Here is an 18,769-nt window from a genome sequence, read left to right as displayed (position 1 = left end):
TCGCTAGGCCGAGACCTCAAGCACGATCTTGCCGCGCACATGCTCGTTTTCCAGCCGTTCCTCCGCCCTGGCGACCTCTCCAAGAGGATAGGTAGCTTGCACGAAGGGGATGACCTTGCCGGCGTCGATGAGATGGCCGATCTTCGCGAGATGTGCCGCATTCGGCTCGGCCAGATAGGAGACGCCACGCGCCCGACGCACGTTTGCCTTTTCCTGCGAAGGTTGGGAAAGCGTGGAAACGAGCGTCCCGCCTGGCTTGAGCACATCCCAGGAGCGGTCCTGCGTGTCGCCCGCGACAAGGTCGAACACCAGATCGACCTTGTCGACGACCTCTTCGAAACGCTGGTCCTTGTAGTCGATCGTCTGATCCGCGCCGAGCTCGCGGACAAAAACGATGTCCTCGGCGGAAACGGTTGTCGCGACGAACGCGCCCGCGGCCTTGGCCAACTGGATCGCCAGATGACCGACGCCGCCGGCGCCGCCATGGATGAGAACCCTTTGCCCGGATTTGAGGCCGCCATGCTCAAACAGGCCCTGCCACGCAGTAATGCCTGCGAGTGGAACGGCAGCGGCTTCCACATGGCTTAGACGGTCCGGCTTCGCAGCCGCCTCCGTCGCCTTGACCACGACATATTCGGCATTGCCGCCGCGGTCATGCCCAAGCATGGCAAATAGCGGGTCGCCCTTCTTCAACGTATGCGCTCGCGTGCCGCATGTTTCCACCGTGCCGGACACGTCACGACCGAGCGTGACCGGCAGGGGCTGGCTCGTCGAACCTTCGCGGGTCTTGTAGTCGATCGGATTGACGCTCGCCGCGCGAACCCTGAGCAGAACCTCGTCGTCAAGTGGCTGAGGCAAGGGGACTTGATCGATCGAAAGAACCTCGGGTCCGCCAAACGCATGGATGCGGACTGCTTTCATGTCGATACCTCCTCTTGGTTCGGCTGTCGGCGACGCTGTCTGCGGGTCGGCGGCCCCGATTGCTGTGGCGCCCGCATGTTCATTTGCTCGCGCGGGCCACCCGCCAGATCACAATCGGCGCCGCAAGGACGCCAGTCCTGCTAGGCTGCGGATTGCGTTGGAGGGTTCTGATACATCATCCACAGCTCGATCGCAGCAAGGACCGCGACCAGAACGCCGATTACAACATGCACGCCCATTGCCGTGGTTGCCTGGAATCCAAGCACCCAGGGAGACACGAGTACCCAAAGACCCACAACGAGGTTCAACCACTCCTCCCAAACAGCAAAGGCGGAGAGGGCGGCAACCGAAAGCAAGAAAATCACGATGCCGCTGCCCATGGCGTTCTGGGACTGTGTCCCCGCCGCGAAGGCGAAGATCCACGGAGAGAAGAAGAGAACTGCTCCAAGGATCAGATTTGCCACGTCACAAAGCTTGGCGTTTGACCACTGGTTCATGATTTTTCTCCATCAAGCGTGCTTTCCACGCTTCCGAAGCTCAGTCGGCTGGCCTTGAAACCGCCGATCCACATGGCGGCAGGGCTACAACCGGACTTGCTGGCTCTCTAACTGCGTTGCAGGCCATTGGTTCCAATCAACAAATCTGGAGCACCATCGGCTGTGCGTGGCGCCGAGCCATTTTCCCCGGCTGGAAGCATTCAGCCACTCTTGATCCGTCCGCGGGTTATAAACGCAGCGGGAAGGTGCGAGGCGCAGGCCATCACCCATGTGATCGCCTCTCGATCATATTGGTCACCGGAGCGCCAGTCCTCGAAGTAGGCGTTCAACGTGTCGACACGCTCGGGCCAGACGTCGCTGGCCTGCAGCCCCAGTGACACGCCGAAATTGGTGAAAGCGAACTTCGTGTCGCGCAGCCACGGCGCGCGGCTGAAATAACCCGGCGGGTCGACCCACATTGTTTCCAGGGTTCCAAGCGATCGCCTCGTCTGGGTCTCGGCCCATGGCTCCGCGGGGAAGAAGTGGGCGAGCCACAGCATCATGCCGAGACCGAGATCCTGTTCGATATCGAGCGCTTGCCAATCGCGCTCGATCAGGTCACGCATCTGCGCGATTTCGGGCGCCAGCCCGTCTTCATCGAGCATCCGGTAGGAGACATAGCCATCATAGGCGTCCATGCTGCCGAGGCCATAGCCGGGATAAGGATTGCTCAAGTCCTCCTGCATCTTCCAGATCACACCGCGGCCCGGGATCACAAAAGCCGGGTGAATGTCACGCGCCAGCACGATACCGCGCGCGCGGTATCGCGGCTTCAGATCGCCGAGACGCGCCAAGGCAAACAGCCACATCGCCAGGTAGTGGAAATACTGACCGTCACGATCAGCTGCTTCCCCGATTCTCAGTCCGCGCCGACGGCCGAGCACACGCTCAACATCGGCCACAAGCCGCTCAGCCTCGTCCAGCCAGCGCGCCTCGCCAGTTTCCGTATAGAGTGAGACGTAGAGCACGACCCCGAACGCATCGGTCCAGAGGTAACGCAAGCCGTTAGGCCAGATGCGTTCGGCGCGCATCCAATCGAGTTTTCGCAGCACATAGTCGACGTCACGCAACATTGGCACCAAACCCGAACGGATAGACCATGCGGTTGCGGCATACCAAGCAACATCCGCCTCTGTCTGGGTCGATTATCGCAATCTGGTCGGCAGCTCGCAGCCCGACGCCGGCCTTGTTAAGCCGACCTCAATGCATCTGCGAATGCTGTCCGCCTTGCTGCGAGATGCCGCTCAATGCCTCACCCGCCCTTGCCGATTCGCCATTCATGGCGAGGTCGCCAAGCGAAACAATGCCGATCAGTCGCTTGTCGCGGTTCAACACCGGCAGGCGCCTCACTTGAAGCTCACCCATTTTGTGAAGGACGTCGTCTGCGTCTTCGTCGTCGAAACAATATTCGACGTCAGGGCTCATTACCTCGCGAATTTTGGCGTCGGGTCCTTTGCCCTGGGCGATGCCCCGGATCGCGATATCCCGGTCCGTTATCATGCCGACAAGCCGGTCGTTCTCACCCACCGGCATGACGCCGGCGTCGAGACGGCCCATGGTTCGGGCGGCTTCGCGTATGGTTTGCTCCGGATTGGCGATCTGGACGTCTTTCGTCATACAATCGGCAATTCTCATCGTAACCTCCTCTCGTTCCGCGGCCCCGCGCCACCAGATGCTTGAATGAGCGCCCTTGGAAAACGTTCCATGGTTTCGGTCTTCGCGAGCAAATAGCCTGCCGGCATCTTTGGTACTCTTTTCATGGGCGAACCGCCGTCGGCGGCCGTCGAAGGAGAATGCGCCATGCGCGGCGAAATCGCCGAATCCTGAAGAGCATTATGAAGGCGCAGCACAAGCACCGGCTGCCGACATCGCGGCTGATCCATTCCCGACCGAGGCAGCCGCAGCATCAGGCAAGCGCCGTGGAGGTCGCTTGCTGGCTGGAGTATCCAGCCGAGTTCATGCAGGCCGTGCTCGGTTTTCTACGCTGAGCCTCGGCGTGGTTGAGTGAAGTCCGCAGAGAGCGAACTTCATGGCCCTTTGCAAATCGGCACCGGCTGCGGCGCCGGTGCCGGGTGATCCTTGCTGTACTGAGCGATGATCGGCTCGAGGGTCTTTCTCGGCCAGAATTTCGGAGTGCCGATTTCTTTCAGGCAGGATGCGTTCCAGTAAGCGCCCGACTGCGAACGGCTGGACGCTACAGCGGCGATGTCGCGTGATTCAGGGTAGATGTAGAGCGTCGTCGGGTTGTCCTTGACCATTGGGATGATCTGCTTGGCATCCGCCGGCGACCAGCTGGTGCACCCATTGCTGCGGCCGCTTGCGTAGTCCACCAGCTTGCCGAACGGCACGTAGCCATCATGGTCGGCGTGCGAGCTGTTGGGATTTTTGCGCAGGCACATGCCGTGCAGCACCTGGGCAGCGTGGCCGCCGATCACCCGTTGCCTGGCGTTCGCGGCTTCGCCTTCACCGTCGAACTGTATGAAGGTGCGCTGGAAAACCGCATCCTGTTTCGCGCCGGTACGGTAGTAGCCCTTGAACGAGGTTTTCGCCTCGCTGGTCATATAGGCGCCGCCGGCGGTCAACGATGAATCCATCGCATTGCCGAAGTTCTTCGCGCAGCGTCTGCCGTTGGCGAAATCGACGACGCCTTTCAAATTCCGGCCGCTGCCGTGGCCCGACGAAATCGCGCGAAACGACTGGCTGGCTTCGCAAACGACATAATAGCGGTGTCCGGGCTTGCCATTGCCCAGATCGCTGGGGCGCGTCGCGTCCATGGCGAAGTAGCAGGGGTTTTTGACCGCACCTTGCGCCACCTTCTTGAGGTAGAGCGCGCGCGCCCGTTCCAGCACCACCTGTGATATCTGCCCGTCGCTGTCGCCGACATGGGGCTGTAGCCAGGCCGGAACGTCAGATGGTGCGGCAAAGGATCGGGCCGACACCGCCACGGCGATGACCATGACAAGAAGGCAGGCGACGACACCCAGAGAGACAGATCTCAACCGCACCGGATCAATTCTCCTGTCGAAGCGCTTTGCAATTCCTTGCGGTGTTGCCGCCGAGAATCAATCATAAATGGTCCCGCATCAATCTGCGAAACACATCTTGTTTAGCGCACCCACTAGGACGGATCTGTCAAGCAGCCTTCATTGGGCGGCTGCCGCCAGGTTCAGGAGGTGTGCAACCGATGGTGGATTGTGTTGCGCGCGCAGCGCGTCGGCTGACTGACGAACGACTTCGGAAATCCGCAGCAGCTGTTTGGCGATGGGACTGGTGTTGCGCCAGACCATGCCGATCGTGCGCGAGGGCTGGGGATTTCTGAAGCGCGCGATGGAAACCGGTGCCGAGCGCGTCTCCACCGCCACGGCCATTTCCGGAATCAAGGTGACGCCGATGCCGGCGCCGACCATCTGCACCAAGGTCGACAGCGAGCTACCGTCCAGCAACTCGCGTGGCCGCGCCGAATGCATGCTGCAGAACGACAGCGCCTGGTCGCGAAAGCAATGGCCTTCTTCCAGGAGAAGCAGCCGCATCTCGCGCAGCATTTCGCGATTGGGCACCGGCTTTCCCTCGTCCTCGCCGGGCCGGACCAACACGAAGTTCTCGGCAAACAGCACGACCTCCGTCAACGATGGTTCGGACACCGGCAGCGCGACAATAGCCGCGTCGAGCCGGCCGTCCGCCAGTTCCTGGATCAGCTTCTGCGTCAGCGTCTCGCGCACATGGATATCGAGGCCGTCATGCATGCGCGAGAGATTGCCGATGATGGTCGGCAAAAGGTATGGCGCGACCGTCGGGATGACGCCGATGCGGAGCCGGCCGACCAGCCGGTCACGCGAGGAGCGGGCGAGATCAGTCAGTTCGTCCACCGAACGCAGGATGTCGCGCACGCGCAAGGCAAACTCCTCGCCGAAATTGGTCAGACGGACTTGCCGCGGACCTCTTTCGAACAGCTCGGTGCCGAGCGTCGCCTCCAATTCCTTGATCTGCACCGAGATAGCGGGCTGGGAGATCGCGCATGCATCGGCCGCGCGGCCGAAATGGTTGTGTCGGGCCAGCGCCTCGAAATAACGCAGCTGCTTCAGCGTCAGGTTTGTCATAGTGTGATCTTATCGCTGCAATCAGGAAATCCAACTTAAATTAATCACACGGCTTTGCTATAGGAACTGTAAGGAGGAGCAGCCAGGACCGCCTGGTCCAGGCGCCCGCAGTGACGGGACTTCCAAGATATTCGGTCGCGTATCGGGCACAGGTCATCGCGCCTGCCATGAAACGGACCACCTCCAGGGACATCCAGTGTCCTTGCTCACGCAGCCGTTGAAGCAGCACAACACAGCCACGATCGGAGAAAAACATGGACGCCAACACAGACGACAACAGCAAGGGCAAATGCCCGGTTGCGCATGGGTCCTCCCGCAGGAGCAACCGTGACTGGTGGCCAAACCAACTTGACCTCGGCGTTCTGCATCAGCAATCGAACCTCTCCGACCCGATGGGCGAGGCGTTCGACTATGCCGAGGAATTCAAGTCGCTCGATCTCGATGCGGTGATCAAGGATCTGCACCATGTGATGACGGATTCGCAGGATTGGTGGCCCGCCGATTTCGGCCACTACGGACCGCTGTTCATCCGCATGGCCTGGCACAGTGCCGGCACCTATCGCATCGGCGACGGCCGTGGCGGCGCCGGCGCCGGCCAGCAGCGTTTCGCGCCGCTCAACAGCTGGCCGGACAATGCCAATCTCGACAAGGCGCGCCGGCTGCTGTGGCCGGTCAAGCAGAAATACGGCAGGAAGATCTCCTGGGCCGACCTGTTGATCCTCGCCGGCAATGTCGCGCTCGAATCGATGGGCTTCAAGACCTTCGGCTTCGCCGGCGGCCGTGCCGACGTCTGGGAGCCCGAGCAGGACGTGGACTGGGGTTCGGAAACCAAGTGGCTCGACGACGAGCGCTACTCCGGCGATCGTGAACTCCAAGGCCATCTCGGCGCCGTGCAGATGGGTCTGATCTACGTCAATCCGGAAGGGCCGAACGGCAAGCCGGATCCGCTGGCTTCGGCACGCGACATCCGCGAAACCTTCGGCCGCATGGCGATGAACGACGAGGAGACCGTGGCGCTGATCGCCGGCGGCCACACCTTCGGCAAGACGCACGGCGCCGGCGATGCCTCGTTGGTGGGAGCCGAGCCGGAAGGCGCCGGCATCGAAGCGCAGGGCCTCGGCTGGTCGAGCAAGCATGCCACCGGCATTGCAGGCGACGCGATCACCTCGGGCCTCGAGGTGACCTGGACCACGACGCCGACCAAGTGGAGCAACAACTTCTTCGACAATCTGTTCAACTACGAATGGGAGCTGACGAAGAGCCCGGCGGGCGCCCATCAATGGACGCCGAAGGGCGGCGCCGGTGCCGGCACCGTGCCGGATGCCCACGATCCGTCAAAGCGCCGCGCGCCGTCCATGCTGACCACCGATCTCGCGCTGAGGGTCGATCCGGCCTACGAAAAGATCTCGCGGCGTTTCCACGAGCATCCCGACCAGTTCGCCGACGCGTTTGCCCGCGCCTGGTACAAGCTGACCCACCGCGACATGGGCCCGATCGCTCGCTATCTCGGCCCGCTCGTGCCGAAGGAAGTGCTGATCTGGCAGGATCCGATCCCGGCGGTCGACCACGAATTGGTCAGCGAGCAGGATATCGCATCCCTGAAGTCGAAGATCCTGGCATCGGGCCTGTCGGTCTCCGAGTTGGTTTCGACCGCTTGGGCGTCGGCCTCGACATTCCGCAATTCCGACAAGCGCGGCGGCGCCAACGGTGCCCGCATCCGGCTCGCGCCGCAGAAGGACTGGGAGGTCAACCAGCCGGCCGAACTGTCGAAGGTGTTTGCCAGGCTTGAAGGCATCCAGAACGAGTTCAACGCGGCACAGACCGGCGGCAAGAAGGTCTCACTTGCCGACCTCATCGTGCTCGGCGGCGTCGCCGCGGTCGAAAAAGCCGCGAAAGATGGGGGCCATGAGGTGAAGGTGCCATTCACGCCAGGCCGCATGGACGCCTCTCAGGAACAGACGGATGTTCATTCCTTTGCGCCGCTCGAGCCGAAAGTCGATGGCTTCCGCAACTATGCCAGGGGCAAGCAGCCGATGTCGACCGAAGCCATGCTGGTCGATCGGGCGCAATTGCTGTCGCTGACGGCGCCGGAGATGACGGTGCTGGTCGGCGGCTTGCGGGTGCTTGGCGCCAACACGGCCAAGTCGAAGCACGGCGTGTTCACCGACCGGCCGGGGACGCTGACCAACGACTTCTTCGTCAACCTGCTCAGCATGAACACGGTCTGGGATCCGGCCGCCGGCTCCGACGAAGTCTACGAAGCGCGCGACCGTAAGACCAAGGCGGTCAAGTGGACCGGCACGCGCGCAGATCTGATCTTCGGTTCGCACGCGCAATTGCGTGCACTTGCCGAGGTCTATGGCTCCGCCGACGCCGGGCAGAAATTCGCCAGGGATTTCGTGGCGGCATGGACCAAGGTGATGAACGCCGACCGCTTCGACATCGCCTGAGATCGCTAGAGCGGGATGCATTTGAATTGAACCTGGCATCCCGCTCTAACTGTTTGTTTTAGCCGCATTTCTGCGACGCCAAGCGATTCCGCTTGGCTGCAAAATGCTCTAGTGGCGATCCAGTGCGACCGTGCCGTTGCGCCAGTCCTCCCAAGGACTTGGATCAGGGCCGCGTTTCCAGCGATGGGAACGCGGCCCTGTCGCAAGAGGCTGCCCCTTGGTGGACCGTGCCTCGCCGGGCGATGCTGCTATCTTATCGCCGTAGCGTCTCCGCCGGTGCACCATGGTCGAAATCGTCAAACCCGCGCTTGAACATCTGCCGTCCTATAAGGCGGCGCTTGAGCGCGGCTGGTCGCCGGACAATGTGCGGCTGATGGAAGCGACGCGCGAGCAGCTTGCGGCAATCGAAAAAGATCCAGTGGCCTTTCTCGCCGACCTCGACGATCCCCAAGCCAGGGGCGGCCCGATCACCTTGCCGGATGGCAGGCAAGTACCGCGCCTGCCGGGCTTCCGCCGCTGGATATGGGACGGCGAGGCGTCGGGCTCGATCGGCTTCCGCTGGCAGCCAGGAACGGCGGAGCTGCCGCCACATGTGCTTGGCCATATCGGCTATGCGGTGGTGCCGTGGAAGCGGCGGCGCGGCTACGCCACCGAGGCGCTGCGGCTGATGCTGGACGAGGCGAGGGCGGTCGGGCTGCCCTATGTCGAGATCACCGCCAAGCCGGGCAATCCGGCATCGCACAAGGTGATCCTTGCCAATGGCGGCAAGCTCGTCGAGCGCTTCTTCGAGGACGCCGCCTATGGCGGGGCGGAGAGTTTGCGGTTTCGGATCGAGCTGTAGGTGGGGCGGGGTTGAATCTGCTCGCTCCCTCTCTTCGAGCGTTGCGCCGCCCCTCATCCGCCTGCCGGCACCTTCTCCCCGTATAGCGACGGGGTGAAGGGGGCTGCCGCGACCTCGGCGCCTTTTCTGCAGCGCTGGTGATTGGCGAAACCATTGATGAGGGCGTCCTTCGCCCCGTTTACGGGGAGAAGATGGCGGCAGCCAGATGAGGGGCGGCGCCGACGTAGACATGGGAGCGGTATAGCAACTGCCCGACACGCAAGCTGCCCCGTCGAACCTCTCAATCATGCTCGTCAGCGCACAGCGCGTGGTCGGATAGCGCGCGGATGACGTAGCAGTCGCCGACCTTCTCGCCATTGCAGCAGGTGGCGATGCGTTCGAGTTCGGCCTCCAGCCGCTTCAGCCGGGCGATCTTCTCCCGCACCGAGATCAGTTGTTGCTCGGCGATCCGGTCGGCGTGGCCGCTCAATTCGATCAGCGAGCGGATGTCCTCGACAGCGAAACCGAGGTCGCGGGCGTGGCGGAAAACCGGCGTCCACTCTACTCCGCTGGGGCCGTCAGTGGCGGCGTGGCGTTGCTGCGCCCTTCCCAGACATAAGAGGCGAGCGCCACCGCGACGGCGACCAGCATGGCGATAGCACCGAGCAGCGGCAGGCTGCGGTAGCCATAGCCGGCATTTAGCATGGCGGCGCCCAGCGACGCGGCCAGCGCGATGCCGACATTGAAGCCGGACGGAATGAGCGACGAAGCGAGGTTCGAGGCGTCTGCCGTCCAGGCCAGGATCCGGGTTTGGATCGGTGTGCCGATGGCGAAGTTGAGACCGCCCCAGATGACGATGGCGATAATCAGCAGCAGGGGATAGGGGCTCACGGCATGGATGATGGCTAGCGTCACCGCCTGCAGGGCCAGCATGGTGATCAATGACGGCATCAGCTTCCAGTCGGAGAGCTTGCCGCCGAGAAAGACACCGAGCGTTGCGCCGACGCCGTTGAGCAGCAGCACCCACGGCACCAGGTTCTCGTCGAGCCCGGTGACCTCCAGCAAAGTCGGCGTGATGTAGGTGAACAGGCCGAACTGGCCGATCATCAGCATCAACATCAGGATCAGCGAGGTCCAGACCTGCTGGCGGGCCAGCACGCGAACCTCGCGGGCGAGGCCGGCGGGCTTGACCTGATATCCCGTCGCGCGCGGCAACAGCGCCGCCATGGCAAGCGTTGCCGCCACGCCGAGCGCGCACATCACCCAGAAGGTGGCGCGCCAGCCCCAGATGTTGCCGATCGCGGTGCCGGCGGGCACGCCTATGACGTTGGAGACGGTGAGGCCGGACAGGATGACGGCAACCGCCATGCCGCGCTGGTCCTCGCGCACAAGTCCGACGGCGACGACCATGGCGACGCCGAAATAGGCGCCATGCGCGACCGCGACGGCAATGCGCAACAAAAGCATCGAGGTGAAGTCGGGCGCCAGCGCGCAGGCCGCCTGGCCGATGGTGAAGGCGATGGCGAGGCCGAGCAGCAAGCTCTTGCGCGACAGCGACTTGGTGGCTAGCGCCAGCAGCGGACCGCCGACGGCTATGCCGCAGGCATAGCCGGAGACGAGATAGCCGGCCGAGGGAACCGAAACGCCAAGCCCTTGCGCCACTTGCGGCAGCACGCCGGCAATGACGAATTCGGTGGTGCCGAAGGCAAAGGCGGCGATGAACAAGGCGATGAGCGGAAGCGACATAGCGGGAATTGGATCCTCGAACGCAGGCCTCAAACCACGGATGAGCGTCGCGGGCAATCCAGAAATTGTTGGCGCCGCTTTAGCTTTTCTTGATCGAGTTTCCGCGCGTCACTTGTTCGCGCGACGGCCGGCGAGGGCACGCGAACTCGGTCGTGCACCGAGGGCCGCTATGCCACGGTTTTGCGCCCGTAAGGAATTTTCAGCCACGTCCGCTCGTGAAAATAGTAGAGCAGCGATTTGGTGACGACCTCGGTCAGGCCGATTGCCGCGGCGAGCTTGATGCTTCCGGTCACGACCAGCGAGATGATCATCGTGTCGATGGTGCCGGTCACCCGCCAGGAGAGCGCCTTGGCGAAGCTGCGCGAATGGGTGTCCATCGATTTCCTCCGAAAGGCTGGGCTAATGAACCCTTATCCCGACTGGAGGAAACAGGGCAAAGGTATTTTGCCGCCGAAGCGAGTACGGTGCTTGACGGTGTCGTGATCAGCTCGCCTTCAGCCGCGACCCGGTGAGCAGGCCGCGCTCTTCGAGCACCGGATAGGCCATCGAGGCCAGCAGCGAGTTGATCTGCTTCAGGTCGCGGATGGTGTCGAGATGGATCGAGCTGGTCTCGACGCTCTTGGCGGTGCCATCGCGCAGGCGCTCGAAATGGCTGGTGCTGGTTTCCTTCTCGCGGTCGCGCAGCTGGTCCTTTTCCAGCACCAGCTGGCGGGCGGTTTCGGGATCGCGCGACACCAGCACGTTGAAGGCAAGCCGCGCGTTGGCGAGCACCGAACTGTGGAAGGCGAACAACTCGCTCCAGCCCTCGTCGGTGAATTCCAGTCCGCGCTCGAACTTCTTCTTCACATGCACCAGCATGTTGCGCACGATGATGTCGCCGACCTGCTCGAGCTTGACGCAGGCGCCGATCAACTCCTGGCAGCGCAGCGCCTCGTCCTCGGTCAGCGGGTTCCTGGTCAGCTTGGCCAGATAGAGCTTGATCGCGGCATGCTTCCTGTCGACGCGGTCGTCGAGTGCAGCCAGCGCCATGATCTTGTCGGCGTCGGCACTTTCATAGAGCTCGATGATGCGCTTGAGCATGATCTCGACCGTCTCGCAGACGCGCACCACCTCGCGCGTGGCATTGGCCAGCGCCTGGCTTGGCACGTCGAGCGCGCTCTCGTTGAGCGCGGACAGCTCGACGACGTCGAGCGAGGCGGCCGGCACGGGCCTAGTGCCGAGCGCCACGATCTTCTCCGAGGCGCGGTAGACGAACCCGGCCAGCGGCAGCCCGGCGAGCAGGATCAGCACATTGAACAGGATGTGGGCGTTGACGATCTGGTCCGCGGCCGTCGAACCGAGGAAGGCGAAGTGCGGCCTGAAGATCATGACCAGGATCAGCATGACCAGCGAGCCAAGCCCGCGCATCAGGAGATTGCCGATCGGCACGACGCGCACTTCGGGGCTCGACGAGCGTGTCAGCATCGGCGCGATAATCGAGGAGCCGAGATTGACGCCGAGGATGAGGACGACGCCGAGTTCCGGCGTGATCAGGCCACGACCGGCCAGCGTCGCCATCAAGAGAACCGCCGCGATGCTCGACTGGAACAGCCAGGTGATCAGCGCCGCCAGCAGATAGGCGGTGATGGAATCGGTGGAGAAGTAGTTGATGATGACCGGCAGGAGCTGGCTGTTGCGCAGCGGTTCCGATGCCTGGCCGATCATTTCCAGCGACAGGATCAACAGGCCGATGCCGACCAGGATGCGGCCGGACTGGCGCCAGTCGCGCCGCTCGGTGGCCATGAACATCACCGTGCCGGTGATCAGGCAAAGCGGCACCAGCAGGGTGAGATCGAAGGTCAGCAGCTTGACCACCAGCGCCGAGCCGATCTCGGCCCCACGCACGGCAAGTTGGCCCGCGGCGCCCGAGACGATGCCGGAGCCGGCGAAGGAGCCGACCAGCAGCGTGACGGCGGTGGAACTCTGCAGGGCGATGGCGAGGCCGGTGCCGGCCAGCACCGCCATGATCGGATTGCGCATGGTGGCGCGCAGACGATGGCGCAACACGTCGCCATAGGCACGCTCGACGCCGGTCTTCACCATGCGGGTGGCAAACAGCATCAGCGCCACGGCGCCGGCCAGATGCAGAAGGACGACGGAGCCGCTCATCTTGTCGCCCGCGTGCGAACAGGGCGCGCGACGCGGCCAGCGTGGCGAGCGGGATGAAAAGCGGGGTTACGAATCATGTTCATGGCAGTGGCCGATAATAACTCGAATATTTTAGCCGGATAATAAAATCTTGTGGATTTCAAAGGGCCGTTGCCGCGCGACAGGCAGTGTCGGAAAATGGATTGAGGCGCAAAAGGTTGCATTGCCGGGCTACCGTGGCACGGCGGATTCGCGCGGGTTGCCGCGCTTGTCTCCTACCTTTGCGAGGATGTTCAACTCCCTCGATTAAATGAAGGAATTCATTACACAATTGTAATGCCGGCGTTCAGTTTCGGTTCATCAGTGCCGCGCTATTCCCCTGATGTCGACAACCAGGAGACTTCTGATGAAACGCATTGTCCTTTCCGCCCTCGCTTTCTCGATGCTGGCCGCCACGTCGTTCACCAGCCAGGCCGCACCGCTGACTGCGCAGGTCGCACCACAGTCGAACTATAGCCAGGTCGACTGGCAGAAGCCCGGCCACCATACCGATGTGAAGAAGCGCGTCTTCAAGAAGACGGTCGTCGTGAAGCGCAGCCATTGGCGCAATGGCCAGAAATATTCCAGCTGGAAGCGTCACCAACCGATCCGCGATTATGGCCGCTATGGCCTGCATCGTCCCGGCCGTGGCCAGGAATGGATCCGCGTCGGCAACGACTATGTGCTGGTCGGCATCCTCTCCGGCGTCATCTTCGGCGCGCTTGCCGCTCATTAACCGGCACTTAGCCGGACATTTGAAGGGAGGCGGCCCGCCATGGCCGCTTTTCTGCCGTCCGCGACCAACTCCTCACCAACATTAAGAAGTTTTGAAACAGCTTGCCGAAAATATCACGATGTGCGATATTTTCGAGGTGAAGCGGGTCATTCTCCTTCCTCTGGCTGCCAAGGCGCTGCGAAAGCATCGGGCGGATGCCGAGAGAATTCTGTCGAAGATAGAAGCATATGCCAATGACCCGAGCAGCCTTGCAAACATGGTCAAGGCGTTGCAAGGCTCGACCGCTCTGCGTTTGAGGGTGGGTGACTATCGTGTGATGTTCGAGGAAACGGATCAGGAGATCATCGTCACCAGGATCGGACCGCGCGGGTCGGTTTATGATTGAAGGGATGCCAAGGTGAACAACGTTGCCTATGTCACGACGCCAGGTGGCGAGGAACTGGCCATCTTACCACGCAGCGAACTGGATGCGTTGCGGGAATCGCTGGACCACGCACAGGCGCTGGGCAGCTTTCGCGCAGGCCAGATTCCAGGACTTACTCCGGACGAGGCACGGGCTCTTGTCGCAGCGGTCTCTCCGCTTGCTTTCTGGCGCAGGTATCGCAAGCTTACCCAAGCTGTGCTCTCCGCGTCCGTCGGAGTGACGCAGAACTATCTTTCTGAAATCGAGAACGGAAAGCGTGGAGGGGATGTCGCGCTTTGGCTGCGGCTGGCTCGCGCGCTCGAACTGCCGGTTGAAAGTCTCGTCGACGAAGGCGATTGATCGACAGGCTATAGGCAAGGCCGCCTTTTGCCCTGTGGAAACCGGGTATGGCCCGCATTAGGGGTCGTCGGATTTCGCGGGCATGATTATATGGTGGGGAAACGAGTTCCCCGATGCGCTTTCCGCCTGCTTTCCTCGACGAGATACGCGACCGCGTGCCGATTTCATCGGTTATCGGCCAGCGCGTTGCGTGGGACCGGAAGAAGACCAACGCGCCGCGCGGCGACTATTGGGCCTGCTGCCCGTTCCATGGCGAGAAGAGCCCGTCCTTCCACTGCGAGGACAAGAAGGGCCGCTACCATTGTTTCGGCTGCTCGGTCTCGGGCGATCATTTCAAGTTCCTGACCGAACTCGACGGGATGAGCTTTCCCGAAGCGGTCGAAAAGATCGCCGACATGGCCGGCGTGCAGATGCCGGTTCGCGATGCCCAGGAGGAGCGGCGCGAAAAGGAACGCGCCAGCCTGACCGACGTCATGGAGATGGCGACCACCTTCTTCCAGGAACGGCTGCAGGGACCGGAAGGCGCGAAAGCCCGCGCCTATCTGCGCGATCGTGGACTGACACCGGCGACGCAGCAATCGTTCCGGCTCGGCTTCGCGCCCGATAGCCGCAATGCGCTCAAGGAGCATCTCGCCGCCAAGGGTGTTCCCAAGGCCGATATCGAGGCCTGCGGGCTGGTGCGCCACGGCGACGACATCCCGGTTTCCTATGACTGGTTCCGCGACCGCATCATGTTCCCGATCCCGGATTCGCGCGGCAAGATCATCGCCTTCGGCGGGCGCGCGCTGCAGCCGGATGCGCTGGCCAAATACATGAACTCGCCCGATACCGAGCTCTTCCACAAGGGCAATGTGCTCTATAATTTCGCCCGCGCCCGCCAAGCAATGGGAAAGGGGGCCCTGGCCAAGGGCGGCACGGTCATCGCCGTCGAGGGCTATATGGACGTCATCGCGCTGGCGCAGGCCGGCTTCGAGAATGTCGTGGCGCCGCTCGGCACCGCGCTCACCGAAAACCAGCTTGAATTGCTTTGGCGCATGGCGCCGGAGCCGATGTTGTGTTTCGACGGCGACAAGGCTGGGCTGAAGGCGGCGTGGCGCGCGGCCGACATGGCACTGCCGTCGGTGCAGGCCGGGCGTTCGGCGCGCTTCGCGCTGCTGCCGGAAGGCAAGGATCCCGACGATCTGGTCAAGGCCGAAGGACCGGATGCTTTCCGTCGCGTACTGGCCGACGCACGGCCGCTGGTCGATCTGCTGTGGATGCGTGAGACGGCGGGCGGCGTCTTCGATACGCCGGAGCGGCGGGCCGAGCTTGAGAAGACGCTGCGCGAGCTGACCAGCCGTATCCGCGACGAAAGCCTGCGCTACCATTATCAGCAGGAGATGCGCGAACGCGTGCTGAGCTTCTTCGGCTCGCAGCGCAGTGCGCGCCAAGGGCGTCAAGATGGCGGCCGGCCAGGCGAGCGCGGCCAGGGCAAGACGCCCGCACCCGGCGGACAGTTCGCCAAGAGTGGCGGCGGCCGCATCGCGATCACTGAAAGCCTCGGCCAGTCAGCTTTGGTCAAGCGTGGCAGCGAGGGGATGTCGGTGCGCGAGGCGACGATCATTGTCGCGCTGATCAACCATCCAGCGTTGATCGACGAGAATTTCGCGCATATCGAGTTTCTCGATCTCGCCAACTCCGATCTGCGACGGCTGCATGCGGCGATCCTCGATGCGATGGCGCATGACATGGCCAATGACCGTCATGCCGTTATCGCCACGATCGAACGCGCCGGCTGCGCCGAGATCTGGGAGCGGGCCGTCGGCTTGATCCGGCGTATGCGTCAATGGCCGGCGCTGGAGACCGCTGCCCTTGACGATGCCCGCGACGCTTTCAGCCAGGCACTGCACTTGCAGCGCAGCGCGCGCACCTTACATAAGGAGCTGAAACAGGCGGAAGCGGCGCTCGCCACCGATCCCACGGACGAAAACTACCGGCACCTGATCGAAATTCAGGCGCAATTTCAGGATGTACAGGCAACGGAAGCGCTGATCGAAGGATTCGGCGTGTCCTCGGGCAGGGCCGGGCGGGCTTAGTTTGAAGCGAGTGAAATGTGAAGGCGTTGTTGCGCGTCGAAATGGCGTGCGGCGGGCTAAGTCGGGTAATTGATTCGCTTTTTTAAGGCGAATCATGCGAGAGGCGCTTGACCTTCTGGCAGAATGACGGAATCAGGACGATTCGAAACGTTAACCCGAACCCGCGTCGACGGGAAATAAGCGATGTGAGGGTACTGGTCACTGGACAGGCAGCCTGCCTGCCACAGATACCAGGGTTAATCTGGACTTAATGCATGTTGCCCAAAAGGAAACCGGTTTTGGGGCAACGACATGCACCAAACGATGAGTTGATGCAGTTACTGGCCCGGTGAAGCGCGTTCATAAGCGAGCGCATCCGATTTGACTGGTCCGACAGCTTACGCGGCTTTGATGTTCGGCCGCTAGGAGAAGATAAAGACTATGGCGACAAAGGAAAAGGAAGAGGTCGAAACCGAACGCGAAGGCGCCACCGATGGCCCTCTGCTCGACCTTTCCGATGATGCTGTCAAGAAGATGATCAAGGCCGCCAAGAAGCGCGGCTATGTCACCATGGACGAGCTGAATTCGGTGCTGCCCTCCGAGGAAGTCACCTCCGAGCAGATCGAGGACACGATGGCGATGCTGTCCGACATGGGCATCAACGTGGTCGAGGACGACGAGCAGGGCGAGGAGCCCGAAGCCGCCGACACCGCGGCCGATGCCGAGGAAGACGCCAACGAACTGGCCGAGCAGACCGGCACCGCCGTTGCCGCCACCACGACGAAGAAAGAGCCGACCGACCGCACCGACGATCCGGTGCGCATGTATCTGCGCGAGATGGGCTCGGTCGAGTTGCTGTCGCGCGAGGGCGAAATCGCCATCGCCAAGCGCATCGAGGCCGGCCGCGAGACGATGATCGCGGGCCTGTGCGAAAGTCCGCTGACTTTCCAGGCCATCATCATCTGGCGCGACGAACTCAACGAATCCAAGATCCTGCTGCGCGAGATCATCGACCTCGAAGCCACCTATGCCGGACCGGAAGCCAAGCAGGCGCCGGTCGTCGAGCGCATCGAGGAAGCCAAGGTCGAGGATAAGCCGCGCCGTTCGCGCGACGAGGAAGACGACATCACCAATGTCGCCGCCGATACGCGCGGGCTGGTGGATGACGACGAGGAAGACGAGGACGAAGCGAGCCTTTCGCTGGCGGCCATGGAAGCGGAACTCCGCCCGCAGGTGATGGAGACGCTCGACGTCATCGCCGACACTTACAAGAAGCTGCGCAAGCTGCAGGACCAGCAGGTCGAGAACCGTCTGGCCGCCGCCGGCACGCTGTCGCCCAGCCAGGACCGCCGGCTGAAGGAGCTGAAGGACCAGCTGATCAAGGCGGTGAAGTCGCTGTCGCTCAACACGGCGCGCATCGAGGCGCTGGTCGAGCAGCTCTACGACATCAACAAGCGCCTGGTGCAGAACGAGGGCAAGTTGCTCAGGCTCGCCGAAAGCTATGGCGTGCGCCGCGAGGAGTTCCTGAAGGAATATCAGGGTTCCGAGCTCGACCCGAACTGGACGCGCGCGATCGGCAACCTGACCTCGCGCGGCTGGAAGGAATTCACCAAGAACGAGAAGGACGCGATCAAGGACCTGCGCGCCGAGATCCAGAACCTCGCCACCGAAACGGCGATCTCGATCCTGGAATTCCGCAAGATCGTCAACCAGGTGCAGAAGGGCGAGCGCGAAGCGGCGATCGCCAAGAAGGAAATGGTCGAGGCCAATCTGCGCCTCGTCATCTCCATCGCCAAGAAATACACCAATCGCGGCCTGCAGTTCCTCGACCTGATCCAGGAAGGCAATATCGGCCTGATGAAGGCGGTGGACAAATTCGAATACCGCCGTGGCTACAAGTTCTCGACCTACGCGACATGGTGGATCAGGCAGGCGATCACCCGTTCGATCGCCGATCAGGCGCGCACCATCCGCATTCCGGTGCACATGATCGAAACGATCAACAAGATCGTGCGCACCTCGCGCCAGATGCTGCACGAGATCGGCCGCGAGCCGACGCCGGAAGAACTGGCCGAAAAGCTCGCCATGCCGCTCGAAAAAGTGCGCAAGGTGCTGAAGATCGCCAAGGAGCCGATCTCGCTCGAAACGCCGGTCGGCGACGAGGAGGATTCGCATCTGGGCGATTTCATCGAGGACAAGATGGCGATCCTGCCGATCGACGCGGCGATCCAGGCCAATTTGCGCGAGACCACCACGCGCGTGCTGGCCTCGCTGACGCCGCGCGAGGAGCGCGTTCTGCGCATGCGCTTCGGCATCGGCATGAACACCGACCATACGCTTGAAGAGGTCGGCCAGCAGTTCTCGGTCACCCGCGAACGTATCCGCCAGATCGAGGCCAAGGCGTTGCGCAAGCTGAAGCACCCGAGCCGCAGCCGCAAGCTCAGGAGCTTCCTGGATAGCTAGGACCTCCGACATCAAAG

Annotated in this window: 17 protein-coding genes and 1 pseudogene; 8 read left to right on the top strand and 10 right to left on the bottom strand. The window is 62.5% G+C overall.

From position 1 onward, the window contains the following. Nucleotides 1-3: 3 nt before the first annotated feature. The 4 genes from NKG99_RS02220 to NKG99_RS02205 all read right to left on the bottom strand — a co-directional run bounded on the left by NKG99_RS02220 (nt 4) and on the right by NKG99_RS02205 (nt 3,092). Nucleotides 4-921 carry an NADP-dependent oxidoreductase gene (locus tag NKG99_RS02220; protein WP_352863703.1) on the bottom strand — a complete coding sequence of 306 codons (918 nt, stop codon included), beginning with the start codon at nt 919-921 and terminating at the stop codon, nt 4-6. Between the two features lie 140 nt (nt 922-1,061). After that, the gene (locus tag NKG99_RS02215; RefSeq protein WP_352863701.1) at nt 1,062-1,418 is read right to left on the bottom strand and encodes an SPW repeat protein; all 357 of its coding nucleotides are present in this window, start codon (nt 1,416-1,418) and stop codon (nt 1,062-1,064) included. A 200-nt stretch (nt 1,419-1,618) separates the two neighbouring features. Further along, nucleotides 1,619-2,530, bottom strand: a complete 912-nt coding sequence (locus tag NKG99_RS02210; RefSeq protein WP_352863699.1) for a hypothetical protein — start codon at nt 2,528-2,530, stop codon at nt 1,619-1,621. A 127-nt stretch (nt 2,531-2,657) separates the two neighbouring features. After that, nucleotides 2,658-3,092 carry a CBS domain-containing protein gene (locus NKG99_RS02205; protein WP_352863697.1) on the bottom strand — a complete coding sequence of 145 codons (435 nt, stop codon included), beginning with the start codon at nt 3,090-3,092 and terminating at the stop codon, nt 2,658-2,660. Nucleotides 3,093-3,292: 200 nt separating this feature from the next. On the opposite strand from NKG99_RS02205, the gene NKG99_RS02200 reads away from it, so the two are divergent. Beyond that, nucleotides 3,293-3,445 (top strand): hypothetical protein, encoded by a 153-nt coding sequence (locus tag NKG99_RS02200; RefSeq protein WP_352863695.1) that lies wholly within the window; start codon nt 3,293-3,295, stop codon nt 3,443-3,445. 39 nt (nt 3,446-3,484) lie between these two features. On the opposite strand, the gene NKG99_RS02195 is transcribed toward NKG99_RS02200, so the two are convergent. Next, nucleotides 3,485-4,462 carry a hypothetical protein gene (locus tag NKG99_RS02195; RefSeq protein ID WP_352863693.1) on the bottom strand — a complete coding sequence of 326 codons (978 nt, stop codon included), beginning with the start codon at nt 4,460-4,462 and terminating at the stop codon, nt 3,485-3,487. A gap of 138 nt (nt 4,463-4,600) precedes the next feature. Beyond that, entirely contained in the window at nt 4,601-5,554 is a 954-nt protein-coding gene (locus NKG99_RS02190; protein WP_352863691.1) for a hydrogen peroxide-inducible genes activator, read from the bottom strand. 254 nt (nt 5,555-5,808) lie between these two features. Between NKG99_RS02190 and katG the strand changes: the two genes are divergently transcribed. Together katG and NKG99_RS02180 are read left to right on the top strand one after the other, a co-directional pair. Then, a complete protein-coding gene (gene katG, locus NKG99_RS02185) occupies nt 5,809-8,004 on the top strand; it encodes a catalase/peroxidase HPI (protein WP_352863689.1) in 2,196 nt (731 codons plus the stop codon). A 283-nt stretch (nt 8,005-8,287) separates the two neighbouring features. After that, nucleotides 8,288-8,845 carry a GNAT family N-acetyltransferase gene (locus NKG99_RS02180; protein WP_352863687.1) on the top strand — a complete coding sequence of 186 codons (558 nt, stop codon included), beginning with the start codon at nt 8,288-8,290 and terminating at the stop codon, nt 8,843-8,845. Nucleotides 8,846-9,125: 280 nt separating this feature from the next. Here NKG99_RS02180 and NKG99_RS02175 read toward each other — a convergent pair. From NKG99_RS02175 to NKG99_RS02160, 4 genes and pseudogenes are all read right to left on the bottom strand, one after another. Beyond that, a pseudogene (locus tag NKG99_RS02175) lies at nt 9,126-9,368 on the bottom strand (MerR family DNA-binding protein); the annotation flags it as partial. A 17-nt stretch (nt 9,369-9,385) separates the two neighbouring features. After that, the gene (locus NKG99_RS02170; protein WP_352863685.1) at nt 9,386-10,570 is read right to left on the bottom strand and encodes an MFS transporter; all 1,185 of its coding nucleotides are present in this window, start codon (nt 10,568-10,570) and stop codon (nt 9,386-9,388) included. Nucleotides 10,571-10,737: 167 nt separating this feature from the next. Continuing rightward, the gene (locus NKG99_RS02165; protein ID WP_352863683.1) at nt 10,738-10,947 is read right to left on the bottom strand and encodes a DUF2061 domain-containing protein; all 210 of its coding nucleotides are present in this window, start codon (nt 10,945-10,947) and stop codon (nt 10,738-10,740) included. A 106-nt stretch (nt 10,948-11,053) separates the two neighbouring features. Further along, complete coding sequence (locus NKG99_RS02160) at nt 11,054-12,718, bottom strand: Na/Pi cotransporter family protein (protein WP_352863681.1); 1,665 nt, start codon at nt 12,716-12,718, stop codon at nt 11,054-11,056. A gap of 385 nt (nt 12,719-13,103) precedes the next feature. On the opposite strand from NKG99_RS02160, the gene NKG99_RS02155 reads away from it, so the two are divergent. From NKG99_RS02155 to rpoD, 5 genes are all read left to right on the top strand, one after another. Next, complete coding sequence (locus NKG99_RS02155; protein ID WP_352863680.1) at nt 13,104-13,472, top strand: RcnB family protein; 369 nt, start codon at nt 13,104-13,106, stop codon at nt 13,470-13,472. A gap of 91 nt (nt 13,473-13,563) precedes the next feature. Beyond that, nucleotides 13,564-13,857: a type II toxin-antitoxin system RelE family toxin gene (locus NKG99_RS02150; RefSeq protein WP_352863678.1), complete on the top strand. Its 294-nt coding sequence runs from the start codon at nt 13,564-13,566 to the stop codon at nt 13,855-13,857. Between the two features lie 12 nt (nt 13,858-13,869). Further along, the gene (locus NKG99_RS02145; protein WP_352863677.1) at nt 13,870-14,235 is read left to right on the top strand and encodes a helix-turn-helix transcriptional regulator; all 366 of its coding nucleotides are present in this window, start codon (nt 13,870-13,872) and stop codon (nt 14,233-14,235) included. A gap of 113 nt (nt 14,236-14,348) precedes the next feature. Then, nucleotides 14,349-16,310, top strand: a complete 1,962-nt coding sequence (dnaG, locus tag NKG99_RS02140) for a DNA primase (protein WP_352863675.1) — start codon at nt 14,349-14,351, stop codon at nt 16,308-16,310. Between the two features lie 420 nt (nt 16,311-16,730). Continuing rightward, complete coding sequence (gene rpoD / locus NKG99_RS02135) at nt 16,731-18,752, top strand: RNA polymerase sigma factor RpoD (RefSeq protein ID WP_352863673.1); 2,022 nt, start codon at nt 16,731-16,733, stop codon at nt 18,750-18,752. Nucleotides 18,753-18,769 lie beyond the last annotated feature (17 nt).

This window comes from Mesorhizobium sp. M1409 (assembly GCF_040317535.1).
Taxonomy (GTDB): domain Bacteria; phylum Pseudomonadota; class Alphaproteobacteria; order Rhizobiales; family Rhizobiaceae; genus Mesorhizobium.
This window is presented reverse-complemented; position numbering and strand designations above follow the sequence as displayed.

Bases quoted from the DNA above. Each gene is read 5' to 3' on its own strand.
- NKG99_RS02220 (WP_352863703.1), bottom strand. From the start codon at position 921: ATGAAAGCAGTCCGCATCCATGCGTTTGGCGGACCCGAGGTTCTTTCG.
- NKG99_RS02215 (WP_352863701.1), bottom strand. From the start codon at position 1,418: ATGAACCAGTGGTCAAACGCCAAGCTTTGTGACGTGGCAAATCTGATC.
- NKG99_RS02210 (WP_352863699.1), bottom strand. From the start codon at position 2,530: ATGTTGCGTGACGTCGACTATGTGCTGCGAAAACTCGATTGGATGCGC.
- NKG99_RS02205 (WP_352863697.1), bottom strand. From the start codon at position 3,092: ATGAGAATTGCCGATTGTATGACGAAAGACGTCCAGATCGCCAATCCG.
- NKG99_RS02200 (WP_352863695.1), top strand. From the start codon at position 3,293: ATGAAGGCGCAGCACAAGCACCGGCTGCCGACATCGCGGCTGATCCAT.
- NKG99_RS02190 (WP_352863691.1), bottom strand. From the start codon at position 5,554: ATGACAAACCTGACGCTGAAGCAGCTGCGTTATTTCGAGGCGCTGGCC.
- katG (WP_352863689.1), top strand. From the start codon at position 5,809: ATGGACGCCAACACAGACGACAACAGCAAGGGCAAATGCCCGGTTGCG.
- NKG99_RS02180 (WP_352863687.1), top strand. From the start codon at position 8,288: ATGGTCGAAATCGTCAAACCCGCGCTTGAACATCTGCCGTCCTATAAG.
- NKG99_RS02170 (WP_352863685.1), bottom strand. From the start codon at position 10,570: ATGTCGCTTCCGCTCATCGCCTTGTTCATCGCCGCCTTTGCCTTCGGC.
- NKG99_RS02165 (WP_352863683.1), bottom strand. From the start codon at position 10,947: ATGGACACCCATTCGCGCAGCTTCGCCAAGGCGCTCTCCTGGCGGGTG.
- NKG99_RS02160 (WP_352863681.1), bottom strand. From the start codon at position 12,718: ATGAGCGGCTCCGTCGTCCTTCTGCATCTGGCCGGCGCCGTGGCGCTG.
- NKG99_RS02155 (WP_352863680.1), top strand. From the start codon at position 13,104: ATGAAACGCATTGTCCTTTCCGCCCTCGCTTTCTCGATGCTGGCCGCC.
- dnaG (WP_352863675.1), top strand. From the start codon at position 14,349: ATGCGCTTTCCGCCTGCTTTCCTCGACGAGATACGCGACCGCGTGCCG.
- rpoD (WP_352863673.1), top strand. From the start codon at position 16,731: ATGGCGACAAAGGAAAAGGAAGAGGTCGAAACCGAACGCGAAGGCGCC.